Annotated in this window: 14 protein-coding genes; 9 read left to right on the top strand and 5 right to left on the bottom strand. The window is 73.8% G+C overall.

Annotated features, from left to right (window positions below; translation table 11 throughout):
• From LQ51_RS19110 to LQ51_RS19135, 6 genes are all read left to right on the top strand, one after another.
• Positions 1–590 (top strand): peptidoglycan recognition protein family protein (locus LQ51_RS19110; protein WP_046567615.1); only part of this gene is annotated, 590 nt, incomplete at its 5' end.
• Positions 591–777: 187 nt separating this feature from the next.
• On the top strand, positions 778–1,140 hold the full coding sequence (locus LQ51_RS19115) for an ArsR/SmtB family transcription factor (RefSeq protein WP_046567617.1): 363 nt from the start codon (positions 778–780) through the stop codon (positions 1,138–1,140).
• Positions 1,137–1,778, top strand: a complete 642-nt coding sequence (locus LQ51_RS19120) for an SRPBCC family protein (RefSeq protein WP_046567618.1) — start codon at positions 1,137–1,139, stop codon at positions 1,776–1,778. Before LQ51_RS19115 ends, LQ51_RS19120 begins: the two co-directional genes overlap by 4 nt.
• 208 nt (positions 1,779–1,986) lie before the next feature.
• Entirely contained in the window at positions 1,987–2,583 is a 597-nt protein-coding gene (locus tag LQ51_RS19125) for an NADAR family protein (protein WP_369799872.1), read from the top strand.
• 118 nt (positions 2,584–2,701) lie between these two features.
• Positions 2,702–3,217, top strand: coding sequence for an NUDIX domain-containing protein (locus LQ51_RS19130; RefSeq protein ID WP_046567622.1), 516 nt, complete (start codon positions 2,702–2,704; stop codon positions 3,215–3,217).
• Between the two features lie 115 nt (positions 3,218–3,332).
• On the top strand, positions 3,333–4,616 hold the full coding sequence (locus LQ51_RS19135) for a sulfite oxidase (protein WP_046567624.1): 1,284 nt from the start codon (positions 3,333–3,335) through the stop codon (positions 4,614–4,616).
• Positions 4,617–4,658: 42 nt separating this feature from the next.
• Here LQ51_RS19135 and LQ51_RS19140 read toward each other — a convergent pair whose 3' ends face one another.
• Both LQ51_RS19140 and LQ51_RS19145 read right to left on the bottom strand, forming a co-directional pair.
• Entirely contained in the window at positions 4,659–5,198 is a 540-nt protein-coding gene (locus LQ51_RS19140) for an RNA 2'-phosphotransferase (RefSeq protein ID WP_046567626.1), read from the bottom strand.
• A 41-nt stretch (positions 5,199–5,239) separates the two neighbouring features.
• A complete protein-coding gene (locus tag LQ51_RS19145) occupies positions 5,240–6,331 on the bottom strand; it encodes a hypothetical protein (protein ID WP_156313150.1) in 1,092 nt (363 codons plus the stop codon).
• Between the two features lie 296 nt (positions 6,332–6,627).
• Between LQ51_RS19145 and pgi the strand changes: the two genes are divergently transcribed.
• Positions 6,628–8,262, top strand: coding sequence for a glucose-6-phosphate isomerase (gene pgi, locus LQ51_RS19150; protein ID WP_046567690.1), 1,635 nt, complete (start codon positions 6,628–6,630; stop codon positions 8,260–8,262).
• 121 nt (positions 8,263–8,383) lie between these two features.
• Here pgi and LQ51_RS19155 read toward each other — a convergent pair whose 3' ends face one another.
• Positions 8,384–8,794: a hypothetical protein gene (locus LQ51_RS19155; protein ID WP_046567627.1), complete on the bottom strand. Its 411-nt coding sequence runs from the start codon at positions 8,792–8,794 to the stop codon at positions 8,384–8,386.
• Between the two features lie 75 nt (positions 8,795–8,869).
• Entirely contained in the window at positions 8,870–9,418 is a 549-nt protein-coding gene (locus LQ51_RS19160; RefSeq protein WP_046567629.1) for a GNAT family N-acetyltransferase, read from the bottom strand.
• Positions 9,419–9,597: 179 nt separating this feature from the next.
• On the opposite strand from LQ51_RS19160, the gene LQ51_RS19165 reads away from it, so the two are divergent.
• Together LQ51_RS19165 and LQ51_RS19170 are read left to right on the top strand one after the other, a co-directional pair.
• On the top strand, positions 9,598–9,930 hold the full coding sequence (locus LQ51_RS19165) for a Pepco domain-containing protein (protein WP_197087834.1): 333 nt from the start codon (positions 9,598–9,600) through the stop codon (positions 9,928–9,930).
• A 4-nt stretch (positions 9,931–9,934) separates the two neighbouring features.
• Positions 9,935–12,346 carry an Hsp70 family protein gene (locus tag LQ51_RS19170; protein ID WP_082159525.1) on the top strand — a complete coding sequence of 804 codons (2,412 nt, stop codon included), beginning with the start codon at positions 9,935–9,937 and terminating at the stop codon, positions 12,344–12,346.
• 51 nt (positions 12,347–12,397) lie between these two features.
• Here the strand turns inward: LQ51_RS19170 and LQ51_RS19175 are convergent, their stop codons facing one another.
• Positions 12,398–13,618: a hypothetical protein gene (locus LQ51_RS19175; protein WP_046567694.1), complete on the bottom strand. Its 1,221-nt coding sequence runs from the start codon at positions 13,616–13,618 to the stop codon at positions 12,398–12,400.
• Positions 13,619–13,939: the final 321 nt, after the last annotated feature.

Below are 13,939 nucleotides of genomic sequence, written 5' to 3' on the forward strand. Positions count from 1 at the left end.
TCGACACCGGCCGCGACGCGCGCGCCGCCGCCACCCGGATCGACCAGCCGACCATCGCCAACTGCGCGACCTGGGGCGCCCGCCCGCCGTCGTCGCCGGTGAGCGTGGTGCAGAGCCGACCCAACAAGATCATCATCCATCACACGGCGTTCCCGAACACCACCGACTACAGCCTCGCCCAGGCGTACCGCAACTCGCGCGACATCCAGAACCTGCACATGGACACCAACGGCTGGCTCGACACCGGGCAGCACTTCACCAACAGCCGCGGCGGCTACCTCACCGAGGGCCGGCACGGCAGCCTGTACGGGCTGCTGCACGGGCAGTCCATGGTGCAGGGCGCGCACTGCGTGGGCCAGAACAGCCAGGCCATCGGGATCGAGAACGACGGCATCTACCTGGACGTGCAGCCACCGCAGGCGCTCTGGAACAGCCTGGTGTGGTTCTGCGCGTTCACCTGCCAGCAGTACGGCATCCCGCCGACCGAGATCTACGGGCACAAGGACTTCAACAACACCCAGTGCCCGGGGCTGCTGCACGACCGGCTGCCGGAACTGCGCAGCACCGTCGCCGCCCGCCTCGGCGGCTGACCGGCGCCTCGCGGGACGCCCGGCCCCGCCGGGCGTCCCACCACCCGACCGTCGCGACCCACCACCGCCCCGCACCGCACCCCACGTGCGGTGCGCCCTCATGCGGTGCGCCTTCCTCGGTCGCACCCGCCCGCGGCGCCATGATGCAGTGCTCGCTTATATAAGTCGGATCTGATAGAAAGAGGTCGTGCACGCCTTCGACGTCCTGGGCGACCCGGTGCGTCGCCGGATCCTGGAGCTGCTCGCCGACGGCGAGCAGCCGGCCGGCGCGCTCGGGGCCACCATCCAGCGGGAGTTCGGCATCAGCCAGCCGGCCGTGTCGCAACACCTCAAGGTGCTGCGGGAGCACGGCTTCGCCAGCGTGCGCGCCGCCGGCACCCGCCGGCTCTACGCGGTGGAGCCGGGCCCGCTGCGGGAGATGGACGAGTGGCTGGCCGGCTTCCGGCGGTTCTGGACGCCTCCGCTGGCGGCGCTCGCCACGGAACTGGCCCGGGGCCGGCGCGAACGGCGGCTGCGCGAGGACCCTTCCGACGAGAGGACAACACCATGACCGACACCACCGGGCAGATCAGCGCCGTCGAGCGCACCGTCGGCAGCCGGACGCTGCCCGCCGGGCAGGCCCGGGTGCTCACCATCAGTCAGACCTACGACGCGCCGCTGGCCGACGTCTGGGACGCCTGCACCACGGCCGAGCGGATCCCCCGCTGGTTCCTGCCCGTCTCCGGCGAGCTGAAGGTCGGCGGACGCTACCAGCTGGAAGGGAACGCCGGCGGCACGATCGAGCGGTGCGACCCGCCGCACAGCTTCGCCGCCACCTGGGAGTACGGCGGCGAGGTGAGCGGGATCGAGGTGCGGCTCACCGAGGCCGGCGCCGGGCGTACCCGGTTCGAGCTGGAGCACGTGGCGCACGTCGACGACCAGCGCTGGGCCGAGTTCGGGCCGGGTGCGGTCGGGGTCGGCTGGGACATGGGACTGCTCGGCCTCGCCTCCCACCTCGCCGCCGACGGCAGCGGAGTCACCCCCGAGCAGGCCGCCGAGTGGATGGGCTCCGACGACGCGCGCCGGTTCATCGTCCTGAGCAGCCAGCGCTGGTGCGAGGCGAGCGTGGCCGCCGGCACCCCGGCCGACGAGGCACGGGCGGCGGCCGACCGGACCACCGCGGCGTACACCGGCGCCCCGGCCTCCTGACCCGGCCGGCGCGCGGCGTCCCGACGGCCCCGACGAACGACGGACGGCGGCGGACGGCGGCGGGCGGCGGCGGACGGCGGCGGGCGGCGAGCGTTACGGCGGGACCCCGGCGGGCGGCGGCGGACGGCGAGCGTTACGGCGGGACCCCGGCGGGCGGCGGGCGAAACACGGCGGCGGGGTGTCGGTGCCGTCCGGCACACTGTCGATCGTGCCGATCCGATCCGTCGCCGAACTGCTCGCCGCCGTCGAGTCCGGCCAGCAGCCGCGTTACCTGTATTTCTGGGGGCACCGCCCGCGGCGCGACGGTGGCGTCGGCGCCGGCTGCCTGAGCCAGTGGTGGCCGGCGCCGTTCACCGTGCACGGCCGGACCTACGCCACCGCCGAACACTGGATGATGTGGCACAAGGCGACGCTGTTCGGCGACGACGCCATCGCGGGGCGGGTGCTCGCGGCCGACCATCCGGGGCGGGCCAAGGCGCTGGGCCGGCAGGTGCGCGGCTTCGACGAGGCCACCTGGGCGGCCCGCCGCTACGACATCGTGCTGGCCGGCAGCGTGGCGAAGTTCGGCCAGCACGAGGAGTTGCGCCGTTACCTGCTCGGCACCGGTGACCGGGTGCTGGTGGAGGCCAGCCCGCTGGACCGGATCTGGGGCATCGGGCTGACCGCCGACGATCCCCGTACCGCCGATCCGGCGAGCTGGCGGGGCGACAACCTGCTCGGTTTCGCGCTGATGGCGGCGCGCGCCACCCTCCGGGCCGCCCCACCGGATGCGACAGCTGACCACCGACCGGGCGTCCGCGCCTGATCGACGGCCCGGCGCGGGGCCCGGGCGGCGCCCGGCGACCCGGCGCGGGCCGGACCGGCCGCCGGCGGCCCGGCGCGACGCCTGCCGGACGGCCACCGGGCGGGTAACGTGCTGCGGCGTGACCGCTGCACCCTTCTCGCACTGCTCGTACTGCGGCTCGGCCTACCCGGTCGACGCCGGCTGGCCGCGGCTCTGCGCGGTCTGCGGCGAGACGGTCTGGCGCAATCCGCTGCCCGTCGCGGTGGCGGTGCTGCCGGTCCGCACGCCGGCGGGCCTCGGCGTGGTGGTGGTCCGCCGCGACATCGAGCCGGCCCGCGGCCAACTCGCCCTTCCCGGCGGCTTCATCGAGTACGGCGAGGAGTGGTCTGCGGCGCTGGTCCGGGAACTGCGCGAGGAGACCGGGCTGCTGGCCGAGGCCGAGGAGGCCCGGCTGTTCGCGGTGCACGGGGCGCCGGCCGGCAACACCATGATGATCTTCGGGGTGCTGCCCGAACGGCCGGTCGGCGACCTGCCGCCGTCCGCGCCGACCGAGGAGGCCACCGAGTGGTTGGTCCTCACCGAGCCGGTCGAGCTGGCCTTCTCCACGCACACCCGGGTGCTGGCCGACTTCCTCGCCGGCCAGCGCCCGCTCTGATCCGGTCCGCGCGGTGCCCGGCCGGGCGGGCCGGTACGGGTCCTGACCTGGGACGGATCGACCGGTACCACCGGGGTTGAATGGGTCGGCAACGTCGCCGAGCCGGAGGTCAGCCGTGTCCCGTACCCCGCCGCCCCAGGAAGCCGGGCACGACGCCCGCCGCAGCCGGCAGTGGCTGGCCGGCGAGGCGCACGGCGCCGGTGTGGACCGCGACGGGCTGCTGGAGCTGGGCGCCGCGATGGCCGCCCTCACCGCCGCCGCGGCGGAACGCGAACCGGTCGCGGTGGCCGCCGCGCCGGTGGGCGTCGACCCCGGTACGCCGATCCGCAAGCCGCTCCGGCCCGACCTGCTGCGCCCGCTGGACACCAACGCGGAGATGCGCTGGACGGCGCTGGCCGGACAGGGGTACGTGGTGCCCAACGACCGCTTCTTCGTGCGCAACCACACGGTGACGCCCCGCCTGGACCCGGACGCCTGGCGGCTGCGCCTGTTCGGCACCGGGCTGCGCGGCGCGCCCGCCCGCGACACCCCCGTCGAGTTCGGCCTCGACGACCTGCGCCGGCTGCCCGCCGAGGAGAGCACCGCGCTGCTGGAGTGCGCCGGCAACGGCCGGCGCTTCTACACCGACCAGCAGGACGAGCCGGCGCCGGGCGTGGCCTGGGACCTGGGCGGCGTCGGGGTGGCCCGCTGGCGGGGCGTCCGGCTGGGCACGGTGCTCCGGCTGGCCGGGCTGACCGGGGACGCGGTCGACGTGATGCCGGAAGGGCTGGACCCGGACTACGTCACCGGTGGGCGCAACCTCGGCCGGGTACGCCGTCCGCTGCCGATCGCCAAGGCCCTCGACGACGTGCTGCTGGCGTACGAGATGAACGGCGAGCCGCTCCCCGCCGACCACGGCTTCCCGGTACGCGTGGTGGTGCCCGGCTGGATCGGCATCTCCTCGATCAAGTGGGTGGGTCCGATGGAGGTCTCCGCCACCCCGCTCTTCTCCCCGTGGAACACCCAGTTCTACCGGATGTTCGGGCCCGGGCAGCCGGCCGGCGGCGGGACGCTGGCCGTCCAGTCGATCAAGAGCGCCTTCGAACTGGCCTGGGACGCCCGGGTCACCGTCGGGGAGGAGGTGCTGCTGCGCGGCCGCTCCTGGTCCGGGGCCGGGCCGATCGACCGGGTGGAGGTGGACACCGGGGACGGCTGGCGCCCGGCCGACCTGGTCGCCGCCGACCGGGGCGGGCCCTGGCAGCGGTGGACCGTCCGGTGGCGCCCGCCGGCGCCCGGCCGGTGGGTCCTGCGCGCCCGCGCCACCGACGTGACCGGCGCCGTCCAGCCCGACCGCGCCGCCCCCAACGACCTCGGCTACCTCTTCGACGGGGTGGTGCGCCACCCGGTCACCGCCGGCTGACCCGGCGTCCGCCGGCGCTGAGCGGGTGGCCGGCGGGGCCGGTCAGGCGGTGAGGTAGCGCGGCGGGACGGTGTCGGTGAGCCAGACGCCGTTGTCGCTGCGGAAGAAGAGATGCCCGGCACCGGCCATCGCGGCGGCGTCGACGGTGAGCACCACCACCGCGCCGCCCCGGCGGGCGCCGACGCGGCGCGCCGTCGCCACGTCCGGCGAGAGGTGTACGTGGTGGCGGCGTCCCCGGTGCAGTCCGTCGGCGCGGATCGCGGGCAGCACGCGCTCGCTGGTGCCGTGATAGAGCCGGTCGGGCGGCACGGCCGGGGCCAGCCCCAGCTCGACCGGGACGGAGTGGCCCTGGCTGGCCCGGATCCGGTCGACGTCGTCCGCGCCACGGACCACCACGAAGCGCTGCTTGTCGTTGCCGGCGACCACCGCGTCCAGCTCGGCCCGGCCGATCCCCAGCGCGGCGAGGAGATCGGTGACCGGTACCCAGCCGGCCCGGTCGAGCACCAGCCCGAACCGGTCCGGCCGGTGCCGCAGGGCCAGGGAGATCCGCTTGCTCACCCGGACCAGGTCATGATGATCCACACGGTCAGTGTGGCGGACGGCCGGCGCGCGGTCGACCCGGTTCAGCGGACGGCGCCGGAGCCCCGGCCGACCGGCAGCCCGGACGCGTCCACCACCTCGAAGTCGCTGCCGCGCAGGCCGCCGAGGGCGTGCAGCGCGTCGTTGTCCCAGCGCCGGTCCGGTGCGCCGGAGAGGTACCAGGCCGAGCCGTGGTCGGCGACGATCAGCCCGTACCGGCGTATCGCCTCGGCGACGATGCGCGCCTGCCGGGGCAGCCGGGACAGGTCCACCGAGGGCTTGAGCCGCAGCCGCTGGCCGAGCTGGGGCAGGTTCGGGTCGGTCGCCGAGGAGGCGGAGTGGGTGGCCGGCCAGGTCCAGCCCGTGCGGGTACGCGGCACGGTTACCCGGATGGCGTGGTCGATCCGGCCCGCGGCCACCTCGTCGTAGCGGACCAGGCCGGCCAGGATGGCGAGCCCGGAGGCGTCCGCCGAGGTCCACCCGGCCGGCCGCAACCGGTTCGACCGGAGGTCGAAGACCGCACCCGAGCCGGCCCGCCAGCCGCTACCGGCCGGATGGGCGTCGAACAACTCGTACGCCCGGCAGGCCGCCCGGTCCCAGACGATCACGTGCCGGTCGCCGGTCGCGGCCGGTCCGCCCTCGACCGCCGCGTCCGCCGGCACCGGGTACGGGCCCGGGTCGCTCTCGTCGGCGTAGGTGAAGGAGACCGGGACCCGCCGCTGCCCGGCGGGCACCACGGTGACCGGGATGCCGATCGGCGCGCCCTGCCAGGTGCCGGAGCCGAAGTCGGCGTGCACCGCCGCCCCGGATCCGATCGCGCTGATCATGGCCGCGGAGCGCGGGTGCACCGGCAGCCGGGACACGTCGGCGTGCCAGACGTTGTCCGCCGGGAAGACGGTGCAGGCCCGGACGGCCGGGCTGGGCCGGGTGCCGAGGCCGCTGCGGGTCGCCGGTGCGGCGGATGCCGGCGGGGCCGGGGCGGCGCTGCCGACCGGCGCGGTGGCGGCGGGTGTGGTGGTGGCTGTGGCGGCAGCCGGCGCGGGCGCGGCGGTGGAAGGGGCCGGCCCCGAGCAGCCGGCGGCGAGGAGCGCGAGCGCGGCGGCGACGGTGGCGCGGCGGGCGGGCGGGGTGGCCATTCCGGGCATCCTGCCGCAGTCTCGGCGATGGCGTCCAGGGCGGACGCGCCGGCCTCCGCCGGACCCGGGCGGGCGCCGGGTCGCATCAGTGCGCGGGTGGCGCGCCGGCCTCCGCCGGACCCGGGCGGGCGCCGGGTCGCATCGGTGCACGGGTGGCGCGCCGGCCGTGCCCGAGGGGTGGGCGATGCCGGGTCGCGTCGCGCGGACCCGGCCCGGGTGGCAGGCTGGTGGGGTCGCCGGCAGCGGGGCGACGACGGCCCGCTGGCAGACCCGTCGTGAAGGAGAAGATCGACCCGATGGCTGTGGACGTCACCACCACCGACGAATGGCAGGCGCTGCGCAAGCACGCCGAGGCGATGCGCGGCACGCACCTGCGGGAGTTGTTCGCCGCCGACGGGCGGCGGGGCGAGCGGCTCACCGGCGAGGTCGCCGACCTGCACGTGGACTACAGCAAGAACCTGGTCACCGACGAGACCGTCGCGCTGCTCACCGCCCTCGCCGAGCGGATCCGGCTGGCTGACCGGATCGCCGCCATGTTCACCGGGCAGCACATCAACGCCACCGAGGACCGGGCCGTGCTGCACACCGCGCTGCGCCTGCCGCGGGACGCCACGCTGGTGGTGGACGGCCAGGACGTGGTGGCCGACGTGCACGCCGTGCTGGACCGGATGTCGGCCTTCGCCGACCGGGTGCGCTCCGGCGCCTGGCGCGGCCACACCGGCGAGCGGATCAGCACCGTGGTCAACATCGGCATCGGTGGCTCCGACCTCGGGCCGGTGATGGCGTACGAGGCGCTCAAGGCGTACCGGGACGCGGGGATCTCCTGCCGGTTCGTGTCCAACATCGACCCGACCGACATCCACGACAAGACCGCCGACCTGGACCCGGCGAGCACCCTGTTCGTGGTGGTCTCGAAGACCTTCTCCACCCAGGAGACCCTGGCCAACGCCGACCAGGCCCGGCGCTGGCTGCTGGCCGGGCTGGACGCCGACGACTCGGCGATCGCCCGGCACTTCGTCGCGGTCAGCACCAACGAGCAGCGGGTGCGCGACTTCGGCATCGACCCGGCGAACATGTTCGGCTTCTGGGACTGGGTGGGCGGCCGGTACTCGCTGCCCTCGGCGGTCGGGCTGTCGGTGATGCTGGCCGTCGGTCCGGACCGGTTCCGGGAGCTGCTGGCCGGCTACCACGCCGTCGACGAGCACTTCCGCAGCACGCCGGTGGAGCGCAACGTGCCGGCGCTGCTCGGCCTGCTCAACGTCTGGTACACCGATTTCCTCGACGCGCAGACGCACGCGGTGCTGCCGTACTCGCAGTACCTGCACCGGTTCCCCGCGTACCTGCAGCAGCTCACCATGGAGAGCAACGGCAAGTCGGTGACGGTGGACGGCCGACCGGTGACGTACCCGACCGGGGAGGTCTTCTGGGGCGAGCCCGGCACCAACGGCCAGCACGCCTTTTACCAGCTCATCCACCAGGGAACCCGGCTGATCCCGGCCGACTTCATCGCGTTCAGCCAGCCCAACCACGATCTGGGCGACATGCACGACCTGTTCATGTCCAACTTCTTCGCGCAGACCGCCGCGCTGGCCTTCGGCCGGACGAAGGAGCAGGTCGAGGCGGAGGGCACGGCCGCCGCGGTGGTGCCGCACCGGGTGATGCCGGGCAACCACCCGACCACCTCGATCATCGCGCCGAAGCTCACCCCGTCGACGCTGGGCCAGCTGATCGCCCTGTACGAGCACATCGTCTTCACCGAGGCCGCCGTCTGGGACATCAACGCGTTCGACCAGTGGGGGGTGGAGCTGGGCAAGGTGATGGCCAACCAGCTCGCGCCGAAGCTCACCGGTGCCGGCCCGGACCTGGCCGACGTGGACTCCTCCACCGCCGCGTTGATCCGCCGCTACCGCGCCCAGCGCGGCCGCGACTGAGGGTACGCGACCGGCGGCGCCCGCGCCGGGCGTCGCCGGCCGGCGCCGCGGGTCAGTCGCGCAGCAGATCGGCGTGGACGGCGCGGGTCAGTCGCGCAGCAGGTCGGCGTGGATGGCGCGGTCAGTCGCGCAGCAGGTCGGCGTGGGCCGCGCGGAGCCGGGCCAACGCCGGGTCGCCGGCCGGGGCGCGCCGGTCCAGCTCGGCCCAGGTCTCGGCGAGGGCCTCGACGAGGGCCTGCCGCTCGGCGGCGTGCCGCCGGCTGCTCTGCCGGCGTTGCTCCTCCAGCCGCCGGGCCCAGCCGGCGCTGATCGCGGCGGTCCGCTCGGCGTCGGCCCGGGTCTGGGCCGCCGTGCGGGCCGCCGCCGCGGGCACGATCGCGGCGACGGGTCGGGGGTCGCCGTCGCGGGTGACCACGGTGACGGTGTCGGTCAGCTCGGCCAGGGCGACGAGCTGGGTGAGCCGGGTGCGGACCTCACGCAGCGGCAGGGCGCGCGGCTGGGGGGACCGGTCGGCCAGAGCGGGGGCAGCCATGGACACATGTTCACGTCCGGGTACGACAAAACTGCGCCGCGTGTCCACCGTGGCCCGGGGCCCCGGACCGCCCGGCTATCCCTCCGGCTTCCATTCCGGGGCCAGCACCGACCAGACTTCCAGGTCGGCCCGGCCGTCCGCGCCGGCTGCGGCCTCCCGGAGCACCCCGTCGCGGCTCATCCCCAGCCGCCGGGCGACGGCGATGCTGCGTGCGTTGGCGGCCTTGGTGACCCACTCCACCCGGTGGATGCCGCGCTCTCGGATCGCCCAGTCGATGATCACCCGGGCGGCGCGGGTGACCAGGCCCTGCCCTTCGGCGCCCGGCTCCAGCCAGCAGCCGGCCTCCGCGACGCCGGTGGCGGTGCTCAGCGACACGAACATCACCCCGCCGACCAGGGTGCCGCCCCGCCAGATGCCCCAGATCCCGCCGTCGTCGCGGGCCCACCGGTCGGCGTAGTTCTGCAGCACCCGGCGGGCCGACTCGGGGTCGGTGGCGACGAAGGAGGCGCCCACCCAGGGGGCGATGTGCTCGCGGCACCGGTCCAGGTTGGCGAGGAACTGGTCGGAGTGCCACGGCTGGAGCGGCCGCAGCTCGGCGTCGTCGGTCAGCGCGAGAGAGAACATCCCCGCAACCTAGTACGGCAGTTGTCGTGCGTGGAGCCGCGCCGTGCTGCGGCGGCGCCGGTGACGGGGCGGCTGGGCGATCCCGAGGGAACACGTGTCGGCGGTCCTGCCAGCGGGTCCCAGCCGCTCGCCCAAATAGCTGACTGCGCCGGTTGATGGTGCCTTGTAACTTGGTGACCGTGCCTGAACCCTCCGCCGATGGCGCCCACCTCTCCGTGCTGTATGCCGAGCACTCCGTTGACGGGGAGAAGGGTCTGTTCAGCGCCGCCAGAGCGGCCGCCCTCCGGGTGGGCGCGGTGGACGTGGCGCAGCTGTCGGCCAACCTGCGGGCGGTTTCCGGCCAGCTGAGCGAGATCTTCCACGCCATGCGTGACCAACCCGGCCCGTTCGAACTGGACGAGTTCGAGGTCACGCTGGAGCTGACGGCCAAGGGCGAGGTCCGGCTGATCGGCTCGGCCGGCAGCGAGATCCGGGGCGGCGTCAAGCTCCTCTTCCGCCGAGCCGAAGGCTAGCGCGGTGAACCGCGCGCTCGTAGTGGGATGCGCGGCCTACGAGGATCCGGACATCGCCCCGCTGCGGTACGCCCATCGCGACGCCGCGCGGGTTGCCGAGGTCCTGACCAGCACCTGCGGCGTAGCCGCCGACGACCTGGTGCTGCTGCACGATGGGCTCACCGATCCGCGGATGCGCCCGACCCGATCCAACCTGCTGCGACACTTGGTGCGCCTGGCGGGCGCCGCCGACGACGGCATCCTGTTCTTCTACTTCAGCGGCCACGGGTTCCAGGCCGCCGACAACACCCACTACCTGCTGCCGATCGACTGCGTCCGGGACGCCATCGAGGAGACCGCGCTGCGCTTCGACCTGGTCGTGCAGCATCTCGGCGCAGCGACCGCGCCGCACGTCGTGTTGCTGCTCGATGCCTGTCGCAACGTGGTGCAGGGCGGCAAGTCGGCAGGCGATCAGTGGATCACCAATGTGGACGTGACCGCGCTGTGTCCTCCCGGCGTGGTGACGCTCTGCTCGTGTCAGCCCGGCGCCGTGTCCTACGAGAGCGACACCATCCGGTCGGGCGTCTTCACCGAGGCGCTTTGTGAGGCATTCAGCGACGCCAACCGCTGCCGCACCGTCTACGAGCTGGACACCTTTCTTGGCACCCGAGTGCCCGAGATCGCGCTCGCCGAACGCAAGCCACAGCAGACACCGCATTCGCGGGTGGAGCCATTGGGTGTGCAGCAACTCGAGCTCGTCTCGGAGCGCAAACGCAACCAGTGGCGGGCCGCCACGCCGATCGGTGGCGAGCGGCGCAGCCATCGGGCGGCCGCCCTGCAGCCGGTCAGACCGGACCCACTGATCGCCATCGACTTCGGGACCAGCTACTCCATCGCGTCCCACTGCCGGCCCGGCGGAGTCGTCGAGTTGATTCCGGGCCCGGACGGTCGTCCGATGGTGCCGTCGGTGGTGCACTTCCTGCCCGGGCTGGACTATCTGGTAGGTACCGCGGCCATCGAGGCGGACCACTTCCGGCCAGCGGCGACAATCCGGCACGTCAAACGCGCGCTTGGCCAGGACATCACCTACAACATCGACGGCCGTAGCATCACTCCGGAACTCGCCGCCAGCCTGATCATCCGCTCGCTGCGCCGCAACGCGGAGGAGTCGCTGGGCACGCCGGTGCGCCGGTGCATCGCTGCGCGACCGGCAAACTTCTCCCGCCGGCAGACCGCGGCGTTGGAGCGAGCCTTCGAGCTGGCCGACCTGGAACTGATGCGCGTGGTCGGCGAGCCCAACATCGCGTCGGTCCTGACAGCCGCCACCAGCATCGGCTCCGGCGACGAGGAGCACAGCCTGGTGGTCGATCTGGGCGGCGGAACATTCGACGTGGCACTGGTGGAGTCCGGGCACGGTATAGCCGAGATCAAGGCCTCGGCCGGTAGCAACACCGTCGGCGGCCTGGATTTCGACCTCGCGGTGGTGTCCTACGCCGAGGAGCAGTTGCGGAACAGGCATCGGTGGGGTGGCGAGCTGACCGACAACGTCCGGGCGACCCTGCGGCGCGAGGCCGAGCGGGCAAAGCGCGACCTGGGCCGACGAGGCTCCACCACCCTGTTGCTGCAGGACCTCGACTACGCCGACCGCGGCCTGCAGGACGTCAGCATCGACCTGGATCGGGACCTTTTCCGCAGAATCACCACCGACCTCACCCACGTCGTTCGCGACACGTTGACCAAGCCCTTTTCCAACCAGCTCTACGGGGTACCGATCGGCACGTGGCTGACGTGGGGCGCCAAGGTCTTGCTCGCTGGCCAGGGCACCAAGATCTTCACCGTCCGCGAGCAGCTGACTGACCTGTTCCCCGGCGCCCCGGTGGTCGCCGAGTTCCAGGAGACCGCGGTCGCGCACGGTCTCGGCTTCTACTCCGGTGTGCTCTCCAAGTCCGTCGACGGCGTGCTGCTGCTCGACGCGCTCGGCTTCGGGATCGGCGTACGGGTCCGGACCTGTTACCCGGAGCCGTCCCACGCCGGCGAGCGGCGTAGCTTGATGAGGCCGGTGGCCACGGTCTCGGCCGATCGGGCCCGGAACACCGATGTGCTGACGATAATCGACCCGGCGACCACCATGCCCACCAGACGATCAGAGGTCCTCAACCTCGATGGGTCGCCGGGGACCGTCCACCTGCTGGAGGTGATCGAGCTTCCTGCGGACAGCGGAGAGTCCTTCGGCGTCGCGCAGGTGCGAGCGGCCGGATCGGCGATCGAGCTGACCGTCGACGTCGACGCAAACCACTTGATCGTGCTGATCGTCACGGATCTGACGTCCGAAGTCGCCACCCACTACCAGCTGACGAACTTCGGTCATAGGCCGTGGAACGTCCAGAAACAGCGGCGTGCGGACAGGAGTGCCCTACCCCGATTGGCGCCCGGCTAGGGTCCGCATCGAAGCCGATCGAGGCCCAAGCAGGCGTGGCGGACTGCCGGATCAGATGATGAAGTGGGTCCAGTAGGTGAGCCAGACGGCGAAGAGCACGCCCTGGAACAGCGCCAGTCCCGCGGTGAGCCAGGGATCCAGGCCGGGCCGGCGGGCCCAGCGGGCCAGCACCAGCGCCACCGGGAACGCGGCGAGCAGGTAGCGCAGCAGGCTCTTGTACACCGGCGGCCCCATCGACAGCGGCACGAGCACCACGACGAGGGTGTAGACCAGGTACGGCCACTCGGCCCGCCGGCGCAGCCCGGCGACGGCCACCGCCACCATGGCGACCGCGATCCACACCCGCAGCGCGTCCGCCGAGTTGTCGCCGGTCAGCGCCGACCAGGCCACCGGCAGCGGGTTCTGCACCTTGATGCCCCAGCCCTTCTCCTGGGCGTGCTGGTAGGCGAACCAGTCGCCGCCCTGCCACCGGCAGAACGCCATGAAGGTCAGCCAGCCGGCCGGGACCAGCACCAGCGGCCAGCCCCGCCGCAGGTAGCGCCGGAGGGTCCGCGGGTCGAACCGCCAGCCGTGCTGGTTCAGCAGCACCAGGGCCAGCGGCAGCACCACCAGGAAACCGACCGAGCGGCTCATCGCGAGGAAGTAACCGACGATCCCGGCCACCAGCCAGCGGCGCTGCTCGGCGTACCAGAAGGTGGCCAGGGCCAGGCAGACGAAGAGCGACTCGGTCAGCGCCGCCTGGAACAGGAACGCGGTCGGCAGGAGCAGCAGGTACCGCACCGACCGTCGGCCGTCCGCGCCGGCGGCGTCCCCGTCCGCCGCGCCGAGCAGGCGGCCACCGAGCCGGTACGCGTAGTAGAGCTGGAACAGCAGTGCCGCGTTGGCGACCAGCAGCAGCGCCCAGGCGGTGTGGCCGCCCAGCAGCGGCGCGAGCGGCCGGGCCAGAAACGGGTAGAGCAGCGGGAAGCCGAAGTCGGTCCAGGGCCGGTCCAGCGGCAACCGGGCCAGGTGGTCGTAGAGGAACGAGTCCCAGGCGAACCAGAGCGAGAACCAGCGCTGCCCGGAGATTGCGTCCTGCTGGGCCCGCATCGTCGCCTCGTCCGCGGGCAGTGACCCGGGCGCCAGGTCCCAGGCGGTCAGCACCAGCGTGCCGACCAGGCTGAGCACGACCTTCGACCCGACGAAGACGGCGACCACGAAGCCCCACGGCGCGGGAATCCGCCCGGCCAGGCCGGACACCCGCCGGCCGGCGCCGGCCAGCCGTGCCCGCACGCCGGCGCTCCGGCCCGGTCCGCTCGACCGCCCGGCCGCCGCCGGCCCGCCCGACCGCCCCACCGCCGCCGGCCCGCCCGACCGCCCGGCCGACCGCCCCGCCGCCGGTCCGCCGGGCCGCCCGGCCGACCGCCCCGCCGCCGCCGGCCCGTCGGCCGGGCCGGACCGCCCCTCCTCCGCCATCGCGCTCCCACCGATCGCCCCGCGACCGACCCTCGGACCGCGAACCGTCCCCGGCATCCCCGTTCCGGCCCGGTTGACACCTTCGGCCCCCGACCGTCCGGACAGCACCGCCGAACCCGGGCCGCGCCGGAGGTGAGT

The sequence above is a fragment of the Micromonospora sp. HK10 genome, from assembly GCF_000982955.1.
In the GTDB taxonomy this organism is placed as follows: Bacteria; Actinomycetota; Actinomycetes; order Mycobacteriales; family Micromonosporaceae; genus Micromonospora.

Bases quoted from the DNA above. Each gene is read 5' to 3' on its own strand.
- pgi (WP_046567690.1), top strand. From the start codon at position 6,628: ATGGCTGTGGACGTCACCACCACCGACGAATGGCAGGCGCTGCGCAAG.
- LQ51_RS19160 (WP_046567629.1), bottom strand. From the start codon at position 9,418: ATGTTCTCTCTCGCGCTGACCGACGACGCCGAGCTGCGGCCGCTCCAG.
- LQ51_RS19145 (WP_156313150.1), bottom strand. From the start codon at position 6,331: ATGGCCACCCCGCCCGCCCGCCGCGCCACCGTCGCCGCCGCGCTCGCG.
- LQ51_RS19155 (WP_046567627.1), bottom strand. From the start codon at position 8,794: ATGGCTGCCCCCGCTCTGGCCGACCGGTCCCCCCAGCCGCGCGCCCTG.
- LQ51_RS19120 (WP_046567618.1), top strand. From the start codon at position 1,137: ATGACCGACACCACCGGGCAGATCAGCGCCGTCGAGCGCACCGTCGGC.